Genomic DNA, 20340 nt, shown 5'->3' on the forward strand with positions numbered 1-20340 from the left:
TCTCGGGCCCATGGCCTCAAGTACGTCCGGCAAGGGTTCCCAGAGCACCGCGGGTACCGCGAAGGGCCGCACCGGCCGTACGACGGCGCCGGCGAAGAAGGCGGCTCCGGCGCGCAAGCCTCCCGCGAAGAAGGCGGCTGCCGCCAGGCGCGCCCCGGTCAGGAAGGTCGCGGCCAAGCCCGCGCCGTCCCCGACCGGGGGAGTCGTACGGCTGGTGCGGGCCTGCTGGCTCGGGCTCGCGCACGCGGTCGGAGCGGTGTTCCGCGGGATCGGCAACGGTGCCAGGAACCTGGACCCCGCCCACCGCAAGGACGGCGTCGCGCTGCTGCTGCTGGCGCTCGCGCTGATCGTCGCCGCCGGAACCTGGTCGAACCTGAACGGGCCCGTGGGCGATCTGGTCACGATGCTGATCACCGGCGCCTTCGGACGACTGGACCTGCTCGTCCCGATCCTGCTCGGCGTCATGGCGGTCCGTTTCATCCGCCACCCCGAGCAGACCGACGCCAACGGGCGCATCGGCATCGGCCTGTCCGCGCTCGCCATCGGCGTCCTCGGTCTCGTCCACATCGCCTGCGGGGCGCCCGGCCGGGACGAGGGCACGACCGCCATGCAGAACGCGGGCGGGCTCATCGGCTGGGGCGCCTCGAAGCCGCTGATCTTCACGATGGGCGCGCCGCTGGCCGTGCCCATGCTGGTGCTGCTCACGGTCTTCGGGCTGCTGGTGGTCACCGCCACCCCGGTCAACGCGATTCCGCAGCGGCTGCGGGGGCTCGGCATCCGGCTGGGTGTGATCGCGCCGAACGAGTACGACGCCTACGACGCGTACGACGAGGAGGGCGCGGCGGCCGAGGGCGGTCCGGGGCGCCGGGTCCGGCCGGGCCGGCACGACCCCGAGCAGTGGCGGGCCCGGTCCGGGGCCGCCGGGGACGCGGCCGGGGATCCGGCCGATCCCGTCGACGCCGCCGAGCAGGAGGCGCTCGCCCGGCGCCGGCGCCCCCGGCGCGGCGCCGGCAGCCCCGCGCTGGGCCGGGAGATGGACGCCGTCGACGTGGCCGCCGCGGCCGCCGCCGCGCTGGACGGGGCGGTGTACGGCGGCATGCCGCCCTCCGCGCTGGTCGCCGACCTCACCCAGGGGATCTCCGCCGCCGAGCACGAGGGCGCGGAGCTGACCACCGCGGTGCCGCCCGCGCGCGAGGCCCCGGCCCCGCCGGCGGCTGCCGCCTCCGCCTCCGTGGAGGCCTCCCCGGCCGCCGAGGCCGCGGCGCCGCCGCACGACAGCACCGCCGCGGCCTCCGGGACGCTGGCCGTGCCGGATCTGACCAAGGCCCCGCAGCGCAACGAGTCCCTGCCGCCGCGCGCCGAGCAGCTCCAGCTGCGCGGGGACATCACGTACGCCCTGCCCTCGCTGGACCTGCTGGAGCGCGGCGGCCCCGGCAAGACCCGCAGCGCCGCCAACGACGCGGTGGTGGCCTCGCTGACCAACGTGTTCACCGAGTTCAAGGTCGACGCGCAGGTCACCGGCTTCACCCGGGGTCCGACGGTCACCCGCTACGAGGTCACCCTCGGCGCGGCGGTGAAGGTCGAGCGGATCACGGCGCTCGCGAAGAACATCGCCTACGCCGTGGCCTCCCCGGACGTCCGGATCATCAGCCCCATCCCGGGCAAGTCGGCGGTCGGCATCGAGATCCCGAACACCGACCGCGAGATGGTCAACCTGGGTGACGTGCTGCGCCTCGCGGACGCCGCCGAGGACGACCACCCGATGCTGGTCGCGCTCGGCAAGGACGTCGAGGGCGGCTACGTGATGGCCAACCTCGCGAAGATGCCGCACGTGCTCGTCGCCGGCGCCACCGGCTCCGGCAAGTCCTCCTGCATCAACTGCCTGATCACCTCGGTGATGGTGCGGGCCACCCCGGAGGACGTCCGGATGGTGCTGGTGGACCCCAAGCGCGTCGAGCTGACCGCGTACGAGGGCATCCCGCACCTGATCACCCCGATCATCACCAACCCCAAGCGGGCCGCCGAGGCGCTCCAGTGGGTCGTGCGCGAGATGGACCTGCGCTACGACGACCTGGCGGCCTTCGGCTACCGGCACATCGACGACTTCAACCAGGCGATCCGGGACGGCAAGATCAAACTGCCGCCGGGCAGCGAGCGGGAGCTGAGCCCGTACCCGTACCTGCTGGTGATCGTCGACGAGCTCGCCGACCTGATGATGGTGGCCCCGCGCGACGTCGAGGACTCGATCGTCCGGATCACCCAGCTGGCGCGGGCGGCCGGCATCCACCTGGTGCTCGCCACCCAGCGGCCCTCGGTGGACGTGGTGACCGGACTGATCAAGGCGAACGTGCCCTCGCGGCTCGCGTTCGCGACCTCCTCGCTCGCCGACAGCCGGGTCATCCTCGACCAGCCCGGCGCCGAGAAGCTCATCGGCAAGGGCGACGGCCTGTTCCTGCCGATGGGGGCGAACAAGCCGGTCCGCCTCCAGGGCGCCTTCGTCACCGAGGACGAGATCGCCGGGATCGTCCAGCACTGCAAGGACCAGATGGCGCCCGTCTTCCGGGACGACGTCACCGTCGGGCAGAAGCAGAAGAAGGAGATCGACGAGGAGATCGGCGACGACCTGGACCTGCTGTGCCAGGCGGCGGAGCTGGTGGTCACCACCCAGTTCGGCTCCACCTCGATGCTCCAGCGCAAGCTGCGCGTCGGCTTCGCCAAGGCCGGCCGGCTGATGGACCTGATGGAGTCGCGTGCCATCGTCGGCCCGAGCGAGGGTTCGAAGGCACGCGACGTACTGGTGAAACCGGACGAGCTGGACGGGGTGCTCGCGGTCATCCGGGGAGAGACCCAACCGTAATTCGCGGGCGGGCAACCGTTTCCCTTGGGCCCGCGTCAAGTTGAGGAAGGTGGCGCCGCCGTGCGCGGTGCCGGGCCGCCGCAGCTCCCGGACTTCCCACGCTGTTCGGATCACCATTCGAATGGCGTAGGAAGTCCACCCTCCGGTTGCTCCACCCTTTCGTCACCCCCCTAGACTGGACTTCCAGCAGGTGGCTACACGCTCGAAAGGCGCCCTCGTGTCCATCGGCAATGCCAACTCCCCCGAAGAAGAGCGGCCTTCGACCGACGACCGGTCCGAGGACCGCACCGTCGAACCTTCCGTCGAAGGCCCGTCCATCGGGACGGCCCTCAAGAAGGCCCGCATCGCCGCCGGGCTCACCGTCGACGAGGTCAGTTCCACCACCCGCGTGCGCATCCCGATCGTGCACGCGATCGAAGAGGACGACTTCACGCGGTGCGGCGGCGACGTCTACGCCCGCGGTCACATCCGTACCCTCGCCCGCGCCGTCCACCTCGATCCGGCCCCTCTGATCGACAGCTACGACGCGGCCCACGGCGGCCGGCCGGCGCCCACCCCCGCCGCGCCGATGTTCGAAGCCGAGCGCATCCGACCCGAACGGCAGCGGCCCAACTGGACCGCGGCCATGGTCGCCGCCATCGTCGCCGTGATCGGCTTCGTCGGCTTCACCGCCTTCAACGGCGGCGACACCGGCAAGCGGCCGGTGGCGGAAGGTTCCGCCTCCCCCAAGCCCGCGCCCAAGCAGACCGCGGGCAAGCCCGCCGCCCAGCCCCAGATCCCGCAGGCGCCCAAGCCGGAGCCCTCGGACAGCGCCATCGCCGCCGCGCCCAAGGACCTCGTCACGGTCGTCCTGACGGCCCACGACGGCGAGAGCTGGATCTCCGCGAAGGACCACAGCGGCCGACTGCTGTTCGACGGCACCCTCCAGGTGGGTGAGTCGAAGACCTTCACCGACAAGGAGTCCATCGACCTCGTCCTCGGTGACGCGGGCGCCGTCAACCTGTTCGTGAACGGCAAGGAGATCAAGGACGATTTCCGGTCGGGCCAGGTGGAACGCCTCACATACACCAAGGACGATCCGCGGCAGGGCCAGGCCCAGGCGGGCTGACGCCGCCCCGGCCAAGGGCTGAACAGGTAATTCCGGATCTCCGGGGTGCGGCGCCGCACCCCGGAGATCTTGCTGTAGTGGGACGTGCGGCGGGGGCCCGCGCCGGGACGAAGTAGTCTTGAGTCCATGCCCGAACGCCGTACCGTCGCCCTTGTCACTCTTGGCTGCGCCCGTAACGAGGTGGACTCGGAGGAGCTCGCAGGCCGCTTGGCGGCGGATGGCTGGGAGCTCGTCGAGGACGCCGCCGACGCGGACGTAGCCGTCGTCAACACCTGTGGCTTCGTCGAAGCCGCCAAGAAGGACTCCGTAGACGCCCTCCTGGAAGCCAACGATCTCAAGGATCACGGCAAGACCCAGGCCGTGGTGGCCGTCGGCTGTATGGCCGAGCGCTACGGCAAGGAACTCGCCGAAGCGCTCCCCGAGGCCGACGGCGTGCTCGGCTTCGACGACTACGCCGACATCTCCGACCGCCTTCAGACCATCCTCAACGGCGGCATCCACGCCTCCCACACCCCGCGCGACCGGCGCAAGCTGCTGCCGATCAGCCCGGCCGCCCGCCAGGACGCCGAGGTGGCCCTGCCCGGCCACGCGCAGGAGCCCGAAGCCGCCCCCGCCGACCTCCCCGAGGGCCTCGCGCCCGCCTCCGGGCCGCGCGCGCCGCTGCGCCGCCGCCTGGACAAGAGCCCGGTCGCCTCGGTCAAGCTCGCCTCCGGCTGCGACCGGCGCTGCTCCTTCTGCGCCATCCCGTCCTTCCGCGGCTCGTTCATCTCGCGCCGCCCCAGCGACGTGCTGGGCGAGACGCGCTGGCTCGCCGAGCAGGGCGTCAAGGAGATCATGCTGGTCTCCGAGAACAACACCTCGTACGGCAAGGACCTCGGCGACATCCGTCTGCTGGAGACCCTGCTGCCCGAGCTGGCCGAGGTGGACGGCATCGAGCGCGTCCGCGTCAGCTACCTCCAGCCGGCCGAGATGCGGCCCGGCCTGATCGACGTACTCACCTCGACCCCCAAGGTCGTCCCGTACTTCGACCTGTCCTTCCAGCACTCCGCTCCCGACGTGCTGCGCGCCATGCGCCGCTTCGGTGACACGGACCGCTTCCTGGAACTGCTGGACACCATCCGCGGCAAGGCCCCGCAGGCCGGCGTCCGCTCCAACTTCATCGTCGGCTTCCCCGGCGAGAAGGAGTCGGACTTCAAGGAGCTGGAGCGCTTCCTCACCCACGCCCGGCTCGACGCCATCGGCGTCTTCGGCTACTCGGACGAGGACGGCACCGAGGCCGTCACCTACGAGGGCAAGCTGGACGAGGACACCATCGCCGAGCGCCTGGCGCACATGCAGCGGCTCGCCGAGGAGCTCACCTCGCAGCGCGCGGAGGAGCGGATCGGGGAGACCCTGGAGGTCCTCGTCGAGTCGGTGGAATCGGTGGACGAAGACGCCGAGGGTGCTTACGGGCGCGCCGCCCACCAGGCTCCCGAGACCGACGGCCAGGTCGTCTTCACCGACAGCACGGGCCTGGTCCCCGGGCGTATCGTCACGGCGAAGGTGGTCGGCACGCTGGGTGTGGACCTGGTGGCCGAGCCCCTGGGCGCGGATCTTGAGGAGGCGGCCGGATGACCGGAGTCCCGGCATCTGCGGCGGGCGGGACCGGCCGCCGGCCCGTGCCCGGCGCGAAGCTCGGGGCTGCGGCCGTCAATCAGGCCAGCCTGTGGAACATCGCCAACATCCTGACGATGGTCCGGCTCGTGCTCGTGCCGGGATTCGTCCTGCTGCTGCTCGCCAACGGGGGCTATGACCCCGTCTGGCGGGCGTGGGCGTGGGCGGCGTTCGCCGTCGCCATGATCACGGACATCTTCGACGGGCACCTCGCCCGGACGTACAACCTGGTCACGGACTTCGGCAAGATCGCCGACCCCATCGCCGACAAGGCGATCATGGGGTCGGCTTTGATCGTTCTCTCCTGGCTCGGGGACCTGCCCTGGTGGGTCACCGGGGTGATCCTCGGACGGGAACTCGGGATCACGCTGATGCGTTTCTGGGTCATCCGGTACGGGGTGATTCCGGCCAGCCGGGGCGGCAAGATGAAGACCCTGGCCCAGGGCACTGCGGTGGGCATGTACGTGCTGGCTCTGACCGGGGCGCTGGCGACCATGCGTTTCTGGGTGATGGCCGTCGCCGTCGTGCTGACCGTGGTCACCGGTTTGGACTACATCCGCCAGGCCGTCGTCCTGCGCCGCCAAGGCATCGCCGCGGAGCGGGCCGCACGGTGACGCGGGGGGCGGGGGATCCGCCGGCCGGTGAAACGGGCGGTGCTGTGGGGGCCGGTCGCGCGGGAGTGGCCGCGGACGTGCTGCGCCTGCTCGCGGAGAGTGACCAGACCCTCGCCGTCGCGGAGTCGTTGACCGGCGGCCTGGTGGCCGCCGAGCTCACCGAGGTGCCCGGCGCCTCCCGCTCCTTCCGCGGCTCCGTCACGGCGTACGCGACGGAGCTCAAGGACCGGGTCCTCGGGGTGGACGCCGAGCTGCTGGCGACGCACGGCGCGGTGAACGCGCAGGTGGCCGAGGAGATGGCGGCCGGGGTGCGGCGCGCGCTGGGAGCCTCGTGGGGGATCGCCACCACCGGAGTGGCCGGTCCGGACCCGCAGGACGGGCAGCCGGTGGGCACGGTTTTCATCGCCGTCGCGGGTCCGGTGAGCAGGAAAACGGTCCGGCTGCGGTTGAACGGCTCCCGTGGGGAAATTCGTAGGGAGAGTGCACGGACAGTGCTCGCACTCCTGTCGAGCGAACTCCGCGAGAATCTGCGGGGGCAGGATACGGAACAGAACGGGGGGATTTGATGTTTGCAGCCCTGAGTGAACACGACATCGCTCCCCGCACGGCCGCGGCGCGAGGCGGTACGGTGGGGCGTGAAGGTTACGGCTACACGGTCAGAGGAGGGAGCCACCGATGATTCTGCTCCGTCGCCTGCTGGGTGACGTGCTGCGTCGGCAGCGCCAGCGCCAGGGCCGTACTCTGCGCGAAGTCTCCTCGTCCGCCCGAGTTTCGCTCGGCTATCTCTCCGAGGTGGAGCGGGGGCAGAAGGAGGCATCCTCCGAGCTGCTCTCCGCGATCTGCGACGCGTTGGACGTACGGATGTCCGAGCTGATGCGGGAAGTCAGCGACGAGCTGTCGCTGGCCGAGCTGGCACAGTCGGCCGCGGCGAGCGAACCGGTCCCGGCGCCGGTCCGCCCGATGCTCAATTCGGTCTCCGTGACTTCGGTCACGGGTGGACCGCCGGAACGGGTGACCATCAAGGCGCCCGTGGAAGCGGTGAATGTCGTAGCCGCGTGAGCGTGAGTGTGCGCTGAGGTGTGGCCGGAGCCCCGGTCGGTGCGTGATGCACCGGCCGGGGCTCCCGGCCGTTTCGGGTGCGGGCGCGCGGGGGGTGCGGGAGGATGGGGCCGTCCGGGTCCCCGCTCCTGGGAGGCGGCCGTGCGGCGGTCACTACGCATACCTGCGGCTTCGGCCTTCGCCGTGGCCGTGGGCGCGCTCTGGTGGTGGGCCGTGCTGCGGCTGGCCTTCGCGCCAACGGATGCCGGGCCCGTGGAGGGCGCGGTGGCCGTGGGCGGCTGGGGGCTGGGGCTGCTGCCGGTGCACTGCGTGCCCGGTCCGGTCCGCCGGGCCCGGCGGGAGGCCGCTACCAGGGCATCGACACTCCTCCGTTCGGGCGAAGAATCTGTCCGGTCATGAAGGACGAGGCGTCCGAGGCGAGATAGAGGACGGCCTGCGCGATGTCCTCGGGCTCGCCGACGCGGCGCAGCGGGGACATCCGGACCATCGCGGCCTCGGTCTGCTCCCGGACCTCGGGGGAGTGCCGGCCGGTCATCGGGGTGCGGATCCAGCCGGGGGCGACGGCGTTGACGCGGATGCCGTGCGGGCCGGTCTCGGTGGCGAGGGTCTTGGTCAGCTGGACCACGGCCGCCTTCGCGGCGCTGTAGCAGAGCAGGCCGGGCTGGGCGGCGTCCACGGCGCCGGACGCCATCGTGACGATCGCGCCGGGGCGGCCGGCGGCGATCATGGCGCGGGCCGCTTCCTGGCAGGTGCGCAGGACCCCTTTGAAGTTGATGTCGAGGACCCGGTCGAGGTCCTCGTCGGTGGTCTCCAGGACGGTGCTGGTGTGCATGACGCCGGCGATGGCGGCGGCGATGTCGAGGGGGCCGGCGGCCCGGACGGCGGCCCGGATCGCGGTGCGGTCGGTGACGTCGAGGGGATGGGCGGTGGCGCTGCCGCCGGCCTTGGCGATGAGGGCCGCCATCTCGGTCAGGCCCCGCTCGTCGCGGTCCGCGCAGTGCACGGCCGCGCCCGCCTCGGCGAGGAGCAGGGCGGTGGCGCGGCCGATGCCGCTGGCGGCGCCGGTGACCAGGGCGGTGCGGCCGGTGAGGTCGTACGCGGGTATGGGCATGCCGGGACGGTACGACCGGAGCTGACGGAGCGTCAACTGTCGGGCGGAGGCCGCCCGTGACACCCGGCCTGCGGTGTGGGCCCGGCCTGCGGCGCGGGCCCCGACTGGCAGTGGGGGCACCAGTACGTCGGGCGGTCCTCCTGCGGGGCCTCGCGCACCGGGGTTCCGCAGCGCAGGCAGGGCCGGCGGGCGCGCCCGTAGACGAACAGGTCCTGGCCGGGGCGGTGGATGCCGGTGGTGTTGCGCCGGCGGTCCTTGTTGGCGGCGAGCAGCCGCCGCGCGGCCCCGGCCAGCCGGGGGACGTCGGCCTCGGGGAGCGCGCCGACGGGGGTCCAGGGGGTCACCTGGGCGAGGAAGCAGAGCTCGGACTTGTAGATGTTGCCGATGCCGGCCAGGTTGCGCTGGTCCAGGAGGGCCTCGCCGAGCGGCCGCTCCGGGGCGGCCAGCAGGCGGGCGGTGGCCAGGGCCGGGTCCCAGTCCGGGCCGAGGAGGTCGGGGCCGAGGTGGCCGACGACGCGGTCCTCGTCGCGGGTGCGCAGGAGTTCGAGGACCGGGAGGCGGTAGCCGACGGCGGTGTGGGTGGCGGTGCCCAGCACGGCGCGGATCTCGTAGTCGGGGCCGCCGCGCCACTTCTCCCCGGCGGCGAAGACGTGCCAGGCGCCGTCCATCCGGAGGTGGCTGTGCAGGGTGAGGCCGCCCTCGACGCGGGTGAGGAGGTGTTTGCCCCGGGGGGTGACGTCGAGGGTGGTGCGGCCGGTGAGGTCGACGGTGGCGAGCCGGGGGACGCGCAGGTCGCTGCGCAGCAGTTCCCGGCCCGCCAGGGCGGCGTGCAGGCGGGCGGCCGCGCGCCAGATGCTGTCACCTTCGGGCATGGACCCATTGTGACCCCGGGGAACGGCGCGGGCCCCTGCGACGGTGTGCCGTCGCAGGGGCCCGGTCAACGGGAGCGGCGTCGGCCGGTGGGCCCGCCCGCCGCTTCCCGCCGCTTCCCGTTACTTCCAGTAGAGGCTCTTGCTGTCGTTCAGGCTGTTGTACGGGTCGCCCCAGTACTCGGCGCCGACGACCTTGGTCTGCGCCGACGGGGCCAGGGCGATCGCGCAGTTGGTCTGCGTCTTGCCGCCCGTGAAGCCGCTCGGCAGCGCGTCGTCCTTGCACTTCTCGAACTTGCCGATGACCGAGACGCCCTGCGCCTCGCTGCCGTCGGGGAGCAGGCCCTTGATGTGGCCGACGGAGGCGAACTCCAGGTTAGTGGTGCCGGCGTTCTTGACCGTGTAGCGGATGTAGTAGGGGACCATCCCCTTCACCTTGTCGCCGAGCTTGAGCGAATCCAGGTCGGCGGCCTGGCCCTGCTCGACCGCGGTGACGGTGAGGGCGATGGTGCCCTTGGTGTCCGAGCCGTAGGAGAACGGGACCGTGGCGGCCTCGCCGATCTTGAAGGTCTGGCCCGGCTTCGCCGCTCCGGCCGGCGCCCCGCCGGGGGCCGCGCCGTCCGCGCCGCCGCTCGTACCCGCGCTCGCGCCCGCGCTCGGGGCGGCCGGGGTGCCGGGCTGGTCCGAGGACTGGGAGGGCTGCGCCGCCGGGGAGCCGCTCTGTGCCGGGCCCGCCTCCTCGTTGCCGTTCTTGCAGCCCGTCAGGGACAGGGCGGCGGCCGCCGTCAGGCCGATGACGCCGAGCGTGGTGCGCTTCATACGGATGGTGCTCACTATCTCTCCCCCATGAATGTGCATCGTCAATTCAATGCCTGCGTGGAACTTGATAGTCCACAACTGGGGGTTCCGGCCAGGTCGGATGGGGTCACGCGGTCCTTCGTGACGCGCTCAGTACATAAGCGCAACGTAAGTGGAACAGTCGGCACCGCTCCGGTGTGCGGGGCGGGCGGCCGTCAGGAACGCATCCGCAGCCCCCGGGGCGTCGCGTGGAAACCCGCCGATTCCAGGGCCCGCCCCAGCGGCGAGGTCAGCGCCGGCGCGGCGTTGACCCGCTCCACCGTGAGGTCCGGGACGGTGCCCGCGCGGGAGGCCGAGGCCAGCGCCGCCATGGCCGCCGCCAGGCGCGGATCCTCCGCCGGCGGCCACGCCAACAGGGTCTTGCCGCCGCGCTCCAGATAGAGCGTCAGCTCACCGTCGACCAGCACCACCAGGGAGCCCGCCTTGCGGCCCGGCTTGTGGGTCGCGCCCGTCGGCGGCTCCGGCCAGGGCAGCGCCGCGCCGTACGCGTTCGCCGGGTCGGCGGCCGCCAGGACCACGGCCGCCAGCGGGGGCGGGTTCCGCTCGGCCGCCCGGAGCCGGTCCACCGCGCCGTCCATCGCGAACTGCGCGGCGCCCAGGCCCTCGACGACGTAGCCGCGCCGGGCCTGGCCGCTGTCCTCGAAGGCCGACAGCACCCGGTACACCGCGCTGAAACCGCCCTCGACGCCCTCCGCCGCGACCGCGCCCCGGGTGACCACCCCGTGCCGGTCCAGGAGCGTACGGGCCAGCGCGTGCGCCCGGTGCGTCGGATCCGGGGCATGGGCCGGGAGCAGCGACCAGCGCCCGGTCACCGTCGGCGGCCCGGTCCGGGAGACGGTCGCGCTGAGCGTGCCGTACCGGCCGCGCGGGATCGTCCGCCGGGCCCGGTGGGCGGTCGCCCCCGCCGTACGGCCGGAGCCCAGCAGGGAGCGGAGCGGGGCCAGCGTGTCGTTCGTCAGCCGCCCCGACCAGGCCAGGTCCCAGACGGCCGAGGCCAGCTCCGGATCGGTGACCTCCGGATGGCGCGCGCGGGCCGCCTCCGTGAGCTGGCGGAAGAACAGCCCGTACCCCCCGGAGAGGGTGTCGAGCACGGTCTGGTGGAGGCCGGTCAGCTCCAGCGGGTGCGGCGGCGGCAGCAGCAGCGGGGCCGCCTCCGCCAGATAGAGGGAGATCCAGCCGTCCTTGCCCGGCAGGGCCCCCGCGCCGGCCCAGACGACCTCGCCGGTGGTGGTGAGCTCGTCCAGCAGGGCCGGGGAGTACCCCGCGACCCGGGACGGGAGGATCAGCCGCTCCAGCGCCGAGGCCGGCACCGGGGCGCCCTGGAGCTGCTCGATCGCGCGGGCCAGCCCGTCGATCCCGCGCAGGGCGCCGCCCAGGTGCTGCCACTGCGGGAGGAAGGTCGCCAGGGAAGCCGGTGGGACCGGCTCCAGCTCCTGCCGCAGCGCGGCCAGCGAGCGCCGCCGCAGCCGGCGCAGCACCGTCGCGTCACACCACTCCTGGCCGATGCCCGCCGGGTGGAACTCGCCCTGGACCACGCGGCCGGCCGCCGCCAGCCGGTGCAGGGCGCCCTCGGTGACCGCCCCGCCCAGCCCGAAGCGGGCCGCCACGACGGCCGTGGTGAACGGCCCGTGCGTCCTGGCGTAGCGGGCCAGCAGATCGCCGAGGGGGTCCTTGACCGGCTCGGTGAACGCCTCCGGGACCCCCACCGGGAGCGCGGTGCCCAGAGCGTCGCGCAGCCGGCCCGCGTCCTCGATCGCCGCCCAGTGCTCCACGCCGCCGATCCGGACGCCGATCGCCCGGCGGGCCGCCGACAGCTCGACGGCCCAGGCCGGCTCCGCCCCGCGCGCGGCCAGCTCGGCCTCCGTCAACGGGCCCAGCAGCCGCAGCAGATCGGCCACCGACTCGGGGTCCTTGGCCCGCCGGTCCTCGGTCAGCCACTGGAGCTCCCGCTCCAGCTCCTCCAGCACCTGCGCGTCCAGCAGCTCGCGCAGCTCCGCCTGGCCGAGCAGCTCGGCCAGCAGCCGGGAGTCCAGCGACAGCGCGGCCGCCCTGCGCTCGGCGAGCGGCGAGTCGCCCTCGTAGAGGAACTGGGCGACGTACCCGAACAGGAGCGAGCGGGCGAAGGGGGACGGCTCGGCGGTGGTCACCTCGACCAGCCGGACCCGGCGCGCCTCGACGTCCCCCATCAGCTCGGTCAGCCCGGGCACGTCGAAGACGTCCTGGAGGCATTCCCGTACGGCCTCCAGCACGATCGGGAACGAACCGAACTCCGACGCCACCTGGAGCAGCTGGGACGCCCGCTGGCGCTGCTGCCACAGCGGGGTGCGCTTGCCGGGGCTGCGGCGCGGCAGCAGCAGGGCGCGGGCCGCGCACTCGCGGAACCGGGAGGCGAACAGGGCCGAGCCGCCCACCTGGTCGGTGACGATCCGCTCGATCTCGCCCTGCTCGAAGGCGACGTCCGCCGCGCCCAGCGGAGCCTGCCCGTCATCGAACTCGAACCCCCCGGTGTGCGCGGGGTCGTGGTCGAGGAGGTCCATGCTCAGCAGGTCCGCGTCCGGCAGGCGCAGCACGATCCCGTCATCGGCGTGCATCACCTGGGCGTCCATCCCGTACCGCTCGGCGAGACGGGCGCCGAGGGCCAGCGCCCACGGGGCGTGCACCTGCGCGCCGAAGGGGGAGTGGACCACGACCCGCCAGTCGCCCAGCTCGTCACGGAACCGCTCGACCACGATGGTCCGGTCGTCCGGGACGTGGCCGCACGCCTCGCGCTGCTCCGCCAGGTACGCCAGCACGTTCTCCGCGGCCCAGGCGTCCAGCCCGGCCGCCAGCAGCCGCAGCCGGGCGTCCTCGTCGGTGAGGCCGCCGAGCTCGCGCAGGAACGCGCCGACCGCGCGCCCCAGTTCGAGCGGACGGCCCAGCTGGTCGCCCTTCCAGAACGGCAGCCGCCCCGGCACGCCGGGCGCGGGGGAGACCAGCACGCGGTCCCGGGTGATGTCCTCGATCCGCCAGGAGGTGGTGCCCAGGGTGAACACGTCCCCGACGCGGGACTCGTAGACCATCTCCTCGTCGAGCTCGCCGACCCGGCCGCCGCCCTTCTTCGGATCCGCGCCGGCCAGGAACACCCCGAACAGCCCGCGGTCCGGGATGGTGCCGCCGGAGGTCACCGCGAGCCGCTGGGCCCCCGGCCGGCCCGTCACCGTACCGGCCACCCGGTCCCACACCACGCGCGGTCTGAGCTCCGCGAACGCGTCCGACGGATAGCGGCCGGCCAGCATGTCCAGCACCGCGGTGAACGCCGAATCGGGCAGCGCCGCGAAGGGCGCCGCCCGCCGCACCAGGGCCAGCAGGTCGTCCAGCTGCCAGGTGTCCATCGCCGTCATCGCCACCAGCTGCTGGGCCAGCACGTCCAGCGGGTTGGAGGGGACGCGCAGGGACTCGATCGACCCCGTCCGCATCCGCTCCGTGACCACCGCGGCCTGCACCAGGTCACCCCGGTACTTGGGGAACACCACCCCCGTGGACACCGCGCCGACCTGGTGCCCCGCCCGGCCGACGCGCTGCAGCCCCGAAGCCACCGAGGGCGGCGACTCCACCTGCACCACCAGGTCCACGGCGCCCATGTCGATGCCCAGCTCCAGGCTGGAGGTGGCCACCACCGCGGGCAGCCGGCCCGCCTTCAGGTCCTCCTCCACCAGCGCCCGCTGCTCCTTGGACACCGAGCCGTGGTGCGCACGGGCCAGCAGCGGCGGGGCACCCTGCGCGGCGCCCGACTGGGCCATGATCTCGGCCGGCGGGGACCCCTCCGGCAGCTTCTCGCCCATCGCCCGCTCGTACGCGATCTCGTTGAGCCGGTTGCACAGCCGCTCCGCCAGCCGCCGCGAGTTGGCGAACACGATCGTCGAGCGGTGGGCCTGCACCAGATCGGCGATCCGCTCCTCCACATGCGGCCAGATCGACGGCTTGTCCCCGCCCTCCCGGCCCTCGGTCGCGGGCGAGCCGCCCAATTCGCCCATGTCCTCGACCGGGACGACCACCGAGAGGTCGAACTCCTTCGTCGACGGCGGCTGGACGATCTCCACCTTGCCGCGCGGCGCGAGGTACCGGGCCACCTCCTCCACCGGCCGGACCGTTGCCGACAGGCCGATCCGCCGCGCCGGACGCGGCAGCAGCTCGTCCAACCGCTCCAGCGACAGCGCCAGGTGCGCCCCGCGCTTCGTCCCCGCGACCGCGTGCACCTCGTCCAGGATCACCGTCTCGACCCCGGCCAGCGCCTCGCGCGCGGCCGAGGTCAGCATCAGGAACAGCGACTCCGGCGTGGTGATCAGGATGTCCGGCGGCCGCGTCGACAGCGCCCGCCGCTCGGCCGGCGGGGTGTCCCCCGACCGGATCCCGACCCGGATCTCCGGCTCGGGCAGCCCCAGCCGCACGGACTCCTGACGGATCCCGGTCAGCGGGCTGCGCAGGTTCCGCTCCACGTCGACGGCGAGGGCCTTCAGCGGCGACACGTACAGCACCCGGCAGCGCTTCTTCGGATCGGCCGGCGGCGGGGTCGACGCCAGCCGGTCCAGGGCGGCGAGGAACGCCGCCAGGGTCTTGCCGGAACCGGTGGGCGCGACCACCAGCACGTCCGCCCCCTCCCCGATGGCCCGCCAGGCACCCTCCTGCGCGGAGGTGGGCGTACGGAAAGCCCCCGTGAACCACGAGCGGGTCGCGGGGGAGAACGAATCGAGCGCGGCAGTGGCCATGCCCCCATCGTGCACCCGGCCACTGACACCGGGCCGGACCTGCGCGAACACGCCCCCGGCCCGGGGCGCAGAATGGGGGAATGGGTGAGGAGGAGGGCCGCAAGGAGTGGGCGCGCCACTGGCAGTACGCGGAACTGCCCGGGCTGGACCTGCTGCGGGCCCACTACGTACGCCACACCTTCCCCCGCCACGCGCACGACGGGTACGTCATCGCGGCCGTCACCGGAGGCATCGAGCAGATCGGCCTGCCCGGCGGCACCCGGCGCGCCGGGCCCGGCAGCGTGGTCCTGATCAACCCCGAGGTGCCCCACAGTGCCCGCGCCGGGGTGCCCGAGGGCTGGGCGTACGCCACCCTCTACCCCTCCCGGGCGCTGATCACCGAGGTCGCCGCCGAGATCGGCACCCTGCGCGGGACCCCCGGATTCACCACCGACATGGTCACCGACCCGCAGACCTCCCAGGTGATCGCCGAGGTGCACCGGGCCGCCGAGGCCGGGAACGCGCTGGCCGCCGACACCCTGCTGCGCGGCGCGGTCGCGCGGATGCTCAGCCGGCACGCCGGCCCGCTGCCGGCCCGTACGGTACGCCGCGCGGGCGCCGCCGACGCCGAACGGGCCCGGGCCGTCCTGGCCGGCCGGATGAGCGACCCGCCCTCCCTGGAACAGCTCGCGGCGGAGCTCGGCACCGGCCCGTTCGCACTGCTGCGCGCCTTCCGCGAGCGGTACGGGATGCCGCCGCACACCTGGCTCACCGACGCCCGGGTCCGCCAGGCGCGCCGGCTGCTCGACGCGGGGACCCCGCCCGCCGAGGCCGCCGTCGCCGTCGGGTTCACCGACCAGCCCCACCTGAACCGGCACTTCACCCGGATCGTGGGCGTGCCGCCGGGCGCCTACCGGCGGGGCCGGGCCGGCTGACCCGCGGCCGCGGCCGCGGCCGGAGCCGAGCCGGAGCCGGATCGCGCCGACCCGCGCGCGCAAGAACGTACAAGACCGGCCCGGCCCGCCCCGCATACGTTCGCGGGGTGGGAGAACATCAGATGGTGATGCAGGAGACGCCCGAGGGGGCCGTCGGGCGGCCCCGCGCCGCCGTCGTACGGGACGCGCTCGGGGTCGGGGTGGCCGTCGGGCTGTCCGGATTCGCGTTCGGCGTGACCGCCGCCGGGGCCGGGATCAGCACGCTGCAAGCCTGTGTGCTGAGCCTGCTGGTGTTCACCGGAGCCTCGCAGTTCGCGCTGGTCGGGGCACTGGCCGCGGGCGGCAACCCGTTCACCGCGGCCGCCGGCGCCTTCTTCCTCGGCACCCGCAACGCCTTCTACGGGCTGCGGCTGTCCCAGCTGCTCGCGCTGCCCCGGGCCGTCCGGCCCCTCGCCGCGCACTGGGTCATCGACGAGACCACCGCCGTCGCCCTGGCCCAGCCCGACCGGAAGTCGGCCCGCCTCGGCTTCACCGTGACCGGGCTGACCCTCTACGTCCTGTGGAACCTCACCACCCTGCTCGGGGCGCTCGGCGCCGAAGCCATCGGGGACACCGATGCCTGGGGCCTCGACGCCGCCGGACCCGCCGTCTTCCTCGCGCTGCTCGCACCGATGCTGAAGACCTCCACCGAGCGGGCCGTCGCCGCGCTCGCCCTGGTCCTCGGACTGGGTCTGCTGCCGGTGCTGCCCGCCGGGGTGCCCGTGCTCGTCGCCGCGCTCGCCGCCCCCGCGGTGCTCTGGATGAAGGGACGCCGACCGTGAACGTCTGGATCGCCATCGGGATCACCGTCGTCGGCTGCTACGCCGTCAAGCTCGCCGGGCTGCTCGTGCCCGCCGGGGCCCTGGAGCGGCCGACGGTGCGCAAGCTCGCCGGGCTGCTGCCCGTCGCGCTGCTCGCCGCGCTCACCGCGCAGCAGACCTTCAGCACCGGGGACGCGCTCGTGATCGACGCCCGCGCCGTCGGGCTGGCCGCCGCCGCGGTGGCGCTGCTGCTGCGGGCCCCCTTCCTCGTCGTCGTCGCGGCCGCCGTCCTCGTCACCGCGGGGGTGCGGGCGCTGGGCGGTTAGCCCCGGCCGGCAGGCACCCGTACGCCCGCAGGGTCAGCAGCGCCTCCAGCGTGGCGATCGGCCGGCGCTCCAGCGAGCTGCCCGGCGCCCGGTCCCGGCGCGGCACCGGCCAGCCGCCGTCCGGGCGCTGCTGCGCGGCCAGGAAGGCCAGCGCCCGGGCCATCTCCTCGTCGGTGAACCAGCCGCGGGCCAGCGACTCCGGCCGACGGGCGAAGTCGTACGCGAACAACTGCTCGCCCGGCGCGTACCCGGGGAACACCGGGTACCGCGCGCGCCGCCCCGGGTCCAGCACGGCGAGGCCCCGCTCGCGCACCAGCCGCCCCAGCCGGTCCGCGGCCGCCGCGGCGCGGGCCCGGTCGGGGACGCCGTCGAGGAAGGCCACCGCGCTCTGGACCTCGTACGGATGTGAGTGGCGCAGGCCCTCGACCCGGTCCCAGCAGAACTCCGTGGCCCGGAACAGCCACGCGTGCCAGACCCGGTTGCGGTGCAGCACCCCGACGACCGGGCCCGTCGCCAGCAGCTCGCCCGGCGGTGCGTCCCCCACCGGGGGGTGCGGGGCCGGGAAGACCACCGGGAGCGCCCCGTCCGGGGCCGAGACGCGGGTCAGGTGACCGCAGAGCCGCTCGATCCGCTGCCCGGCGCAGCGGCCGAGGCTGTCGAGGACCCGTAAGGCGTGCGCGGTGTGCAGGGGCCGGCTCAGCGGACCGCGCAGGTCCGGGTCGAGCGCGTGCCCGTACCCGCCGTCGCCGCCCAGGTAGGCGCCGAGGGCCGCGTCCACCGGATCGGCGTCCCCGCCGAGGAAATGGAACGCGAACCGCCGCTGCTCCAGCACACGGGCCGTGAGCCAGATGAACTGCTCGGCGCGGGCCAGCACGGCCCCGCCGGTCGGCGGGCTCAGCGCGGAAGCTTCGTCTCCAGGCATGCGGGAAACCGTAGGACGCCGGGGCGCGGCCAGGTGGTGGGAACGGGGCCGGTGCACTCTCCGGAGCGGGATACTGGGGGCATGCGGTTGACGATTTTCTGGGAACGGATGGCCGAGCACTTCGGCGCGGGCTACGCGGATTCCTTCGCGCGCGACCACGTCATGACGGAGCTCGGCGGCCGGACCGTCCACCAGGCGCTGGACGCGGGCTGGGAGGCCAAGGACGTCTGGCGCGCGGTGTGCTCCGCGATGGACGTGCCGGCCTCGCTGCGCTGACGGCCCGCACCGCACCGGGCGCCTCTTGCGGGTGGCGGGTGGCGGTTGGCGGGTGGGACAGACTGGGGTGCGTGGCAGCGACTGAAGACACGACCGACCAGGCAGACGACGCGGCGGGGGCGGGCGGGGGAGCCCGGGTGGGTCCGCCCCGCCAGGAGACCGCCGGGAGACCCGGGCCCGCCGGGGCACCCGAGCCCGCGGGGGTCCTCGGGCCCCCGGAACCGCCCGACCGGGGCGGCGCCCCGACGGCGGCCCGGATGCCGCGCTGGCTGCCGCGCGCGGTGATCCTCGTCCTGGCCCTCTACGCCTGCTTCCAGCTCGGCAGCTGGGCGTTCCACCAGCTCATCGGGCTGCTGATCAACATACTGATCGCGTTCTTCCTCGCCCTCGCGATCGAGCCGGCCGTGGCCAGGATGGCGGCCCGCGGCATGCGGCGCGGGCTCGCCACCTTCGTGGTGTTCCTCGGGGTGTTCGCCGCGAGCGCCGGTTTCGTCTTCCTGCTCGGCTCGATGCTCGCCGGGCAGATCGTCGACATGGTGGGGGGCTTCCCCGGCTATCTCGACTCGGTGATCAGATGGATCAACGAGACCTTCCACACCAAGCTGTCCCGGCTGGAGATCCAGGACAGCCTGCTGCACTCGGACTGGCTGCAGAAGTACGTGCAGAACAGCGCCACCGGCGTGCTCGACGTGTCCGCCACCGTGCTCGGCGGGCTCTTCAAGCTGCTGACGATCGGCCTGTTCTCCTTCTACTTCGCCGCCGACGGGCCGCGGCTGCGGCGCGCGCTGTGCTCCGTCCTGCCGCCCGCGAAGCAGTCCGAGGTGCTGCGCGCCTGGGAGATCGCCGTCACCAAGACGGGCGGGTACCTCTACTCGCGCGGGCTGATGGCGCTGATCTCCGGCATCGCGCACTACGTGGTGTTCGTCGTCCTCAAGGTGCCGTACGCGCCCGCGCTCGCGGTGTGGGTGGGGATGGTCTCCCAGTTCATCCCCACCATCGGCACCTATCTGGCGGGCGCGCTTCCGATGCTGATCGCGTTCCCGCACTCGCCCTGGTACGCGCTGTACGTGCTCGGCTTCGTGGTGGTCTACCAGCAGTTCGAGAACTACGTCCTGCAGCCGAAGCTGACCGCGAGGACGGTCGACATCCACCCGGCGGTGGCCTTCGGGTCCGTCATCGCGGGCACCGCCCTGCTGGGCGCGGTCGGGGCGCTGATCGCGATCCCGGCCGTCGCCACGCTGCAGGCGTTCCTCGGCGCGTACGTGAAGCGGTACGAGCTGACGGAACGGGCGGCCGGGGCCCCGTCGGCTACTTCTCCCGGTCGGTTTCGGCGAGGAAGGCTGCCAGGGCCTCGGTGACGGTCGCCTCGACGGCGGCCTTGTCCACGCCGAGGCCGCTGAAGACGCCCTCGCCGTTCTCCAGTTCGAGGAGGGCGAGCAGGATGTGCTCGGTGCCGACGTAGTTGTGGCCGAGGCGCAGGGCCTCGCGGAAGGTGAGCTCCAGGGCCTTCTTGGCGGAGGCGTCGAAGGGGACGAGGGCGGGAAGCTCCTCCTCGGCGGCCGGGGGCAGGGCGGCGGTCGCGACGGCGCGCAGGTCGTCCGCCGAGACCTGCTGGGCCCGCAGGGCGAGCGCGGCGAGGCCCTCCGGCTCGGCGAGCAGGCCGAGGACGAGGTGCTCGGTGCGGATCTCGGTGTTGCGGGCGGCGCGGGCCTCGTTCTGCGCGGTGACGACGACGTTGCGGGCGCGGGGGGTGAAGCGGCCGAAGCCCTGGCCGGCGTCCATGCCGCCCTCGCCCTCCTTGTCGGCCTTGGGGACGAAGCGCTTCTGGGCGGCCTGGCGGGTGACGCCCATGCTGCGGCCGATGTCGGTCCAGGAGGCGCCGGAGCGGCGGGCCTGGTCGACGAAGTGGCCGATGAGGTGGTCGGCCACGTCGCCGAGGGACTCGGCGACGACGACGGCGCCGCTGAGCTGCTCCAGGGTGTCGGTGTGGATCTTCTTGATGGCCTCGATCAGGTCGTCGAGGCGTACCGGGTTGGTCATGCGAACGGGTTCCACCGAAGGGTTCGTCATGGGTGCAACCGTAGGTTGACAGTCAGGGAGGTGTCAACCCTGGGTTGTCAGTCGGGTGGGGTGCGGGCCCGGTGTGGGGTCCGGCGTGGGGTCCGGCGTGGGGTCCGGCGTGGGGTCCGGCGTGGGGCCTGACGAGGGGCCCGGTGTGGGGTCTGACG

Annotated in this window: 18 protein-coding genes; 12 read left to right on the forward strand and 6 right to left on the reverse strand. The window is 73.6% G+C overall.

The annotated features are described in order from the left end of the window. The first annotated feature begins 10 nt into the window (after window positions 1-10). From EES41_RS26650 to EES41_RS43175, 7 genes are all read left to right on the forward strand, one after another. A complete protein-coding gene (locus EES41_RS26650; RefSeq protein ID WP_123082710.1) occupies window positions 11-2857 on the forward strand; it encodes a DNA translocase FtsK in 2847 nt (948 codons plus the stop codon). A 217-nt stretch (window positions 2858-3074) separates the two neighbouring features. After that, on the forward strand, window positions 3075-3965 hold the full coding sequence (locus tag EES41_RS26655) for a helix-turn-helix domain-containing protein (RefSeq protein WP_123080612.1): 891 nt from the start codon (window positions 3075-3077) through the stop codon (window positions 3963-3965). A 126-nt stretch (window positions 3966-4091) separates the two neighbouring features. Next, on the forward strand, window positions 4092-5579 hold the full coding sequence (gene rimO / locus EES41_RS26660) for a 30S ribosomal protein S12 methylthiotransferase RimO (protein ID WP_123080613.1): 1488 nt from the start codon (window positions 4092-4094) through the stop codon (window positions 5577-5579). Then, window positions 5576-6232 (forward strand): CDP-diacylglycerol--glycerol-3-phosphate 3-phosphatidyltransferase, encoded by a 657-nt coding sequence (gene pgsA, locus EES41_RS26665; RefSeq protein WP_008737758.1) that lies wholly within the window; start codon window positions 5576-5578, stop codon window positions 6230-6232. The genes rimO and pgsA overlap by 4 nt, the downstream gene beginning before the upstream one ends. 44 nt (window positions 6233-6276) lie before the next feature. Beyond that, the gene (locus tag EES41_RS26670) at window positions 6277-6798 is read left to right on the forward strand and encodes a CinA family protein (protein WP_174261746.1); all 522 of its coding nucleotides are present in this window, start codon (window positions 6277-6279) and stop codon (window positions 6796-6798) included. A gap of 109 nt (window positions 6799-6907) precedes the next feature. Continuing rightward, window positions 6908-7291, forward strand: a complete 384-nt coding sequence (locus EES41_RS26675; protein WP_037791103.1) for a helix-turn-helix domain-containing protein — start codon at window positions 6908-6910, stop codon at window positions 7289-7291. Between the two features lie 141 nt (window positions 7292-7432). Further along, entirely contained in the window at window positions 7433-7690 is a 258-nt protein-coding gene (locus tag EES41_RS43175; RefSeq protein ID WP_123080615.1) for a hypothetical protein, read from the forward strand. Here EES41_RS43175 and EES41_RS26685 read toward each other — a convergent pair. From EES41_RS26685 to EES41_RS26700, 4 genes are all read right to left on the reverse strand, one after another. Further along, window positions 7638-8402: an SDR family NAD(P)-dependent oxidoreductase gene (locus EES41_RS26685; RefSeq protein WP_174261747.1), complete on the reverse strand. Its 765-nt coding sequence runs from the start codon at window positions 8400-8402 to the stop codon at window positions 7638-7640. The two genes, EES41_RS43175 and EES41_RS26685, sit on opposite strands and share 53 nt — an antisense overlap. A gap of 32 nt (window positions 8403-8434) precedes the next feature. Beyond that, complete coding sequence (locus tag EES41_RS26690) at window positions 8435-9274, reverse strand: DNA-formamidopyrimidine glycosylase family protein (RefSeq protein ID WP_123080617.1); 840 nt, start codon at window positions 9272-9274, stop codon at window positions 8435-8437. A 120-nt stretch (window positions 9275-9394) separates the two neighbouring features. Continuing rightward, window positions 9395-10105: a hypothetical protein gene (locus EES41_RS26695; RefSeq protein ID WP_164495952.1), complete on the reverse strand. Its 711-nt coding sequence runs from the start codon at window positions 10103-10105 to the stop codon at window positions 9395-9397. Between the two features lie 179 nt (window positions 10106-10284). Next, on the reverse strand, window positions 10285-14874 hold the full coding sequence (locus EES41_RS26700; RefSeq protein ID WP_123080619.1) for an ATP-dependent helicase: 4590 nt from the start codon (window positions 14872-14874) through the stop codon (window positions 10285-10287). Between the two features lie 80 nt (window positions 14875-14954). Here EES41_RS26700 and EES41_RS26705 point away from each other — a divergent pair, with 80 nt between their 5' ends. The 3 genes from EES41_RS26705 to EES41_RS26715 all read left to right on the forward strand — a co-directional run bounded on the left by EES41_RS26705 (window position 14955) and on the right by EES41_RS26715 (window position 16914). Beyond that, on the forward strand, window positions 14955-15788 hold the full coding sequence (locus EES41_RS26705; protein ID WP_123080620.1) for an AraC family transcriptional regulator: 834 nt from the start codon (window positions 14955-14957) through the stop codon (window positions 15786-15788). Between the two features lie 122 nt (window positions 15789-15910). Beyond that, window positions 15911-16609, forward strand: a complete 699-nt coding sequence (locus tag EES41_RS26710; protein WP_123080621.1) for an AzlC family ABC transporter permease — start codon at window positions 15911-15913, stop codon at window positions 16607-16609. Then, a complete protein-coding gene (locus EES41_RS26715) occupies window positions 16606-16914 on the forward strand; it encodes an AzlD domain-containing protein (RefSeq protein ID WP_123080622.1) in 309 nt (102 codons plus the stop codon). Before EES41_RS26710 ends, EES41_RS26715 begins: the two co-directional genes overlap by 4 nt. Here the strand turns inward: EES41_RS26715 and EES41_RS26720 are convergent. Next, window positions 16883-17836: a hypothetical protein gene (locus tag EES41_RS26720; RefSeq protein WP_123080623.1), complete on the reverse strand. Its 954-nt coding sequence runs from the start codon at window positions 17834-17836 to the stop codon at window positions 16883-16885. The two genes, EES41_RS26715 and EES41_RS26720, sit on opposite strands and share 32 nt — an antisense overlap. 81 nt (window positions 17837-17917) lie before the next feature. On the opposite strand from EES41_RS26720, the gene EES41_RS26725 reads away from it, so the two are divergent. Continuing rightward, window positions 17918-18112 (forward strand): DUF3046 domain-containing protein, encoded by a 195-nt coding sequence (locus EES41_RS26725; RefSeq protein ID WP_030154244.1) that lies wholly within the window; start codon window positions 17918-17920, stop codon window positions 18110-18112. A 257-nt stretch (window positions 18113-18369) separates the two neighbouring features. Next, a complete protein-coding gene (locus EES41_RS26730) occupies window positions 18370-19470 on the forward strand; it encodes an AI-2E family transporter (RefSeq protein ID WP_174261844.1) in 1101 nt (366 codons plus the stop codon). On the opposite strand, the gene EES41_RS26735 is transcribed toward EES41_RS26730, so the two are convergent. Beyond that, a complete protein-coding gene (locus tag EES41_RS26735) occupies window positions 19421-20182 on the reverse strand; it encodes a Clp protease N-terminal domain-containing protein (protein ID WP_174261748.1) in 762 nt (253 codons plus the stop codon). The genes EES41_RS26730 and EES41_RS26735 overlap by 50 nt on opposite strands. Window positions 20183-20340 lie beyond the last annotated feature (158 nt).

This window comes from Streptomyces sp. ADI95-16 (genome assembly GCF_003721495.1).
GTDB lineage: Bacteria > Actinomycetota > Actinomycetes > Streptomycetales > Streptomycetaceae > Streptomyces > Streptomyces goshikiensis.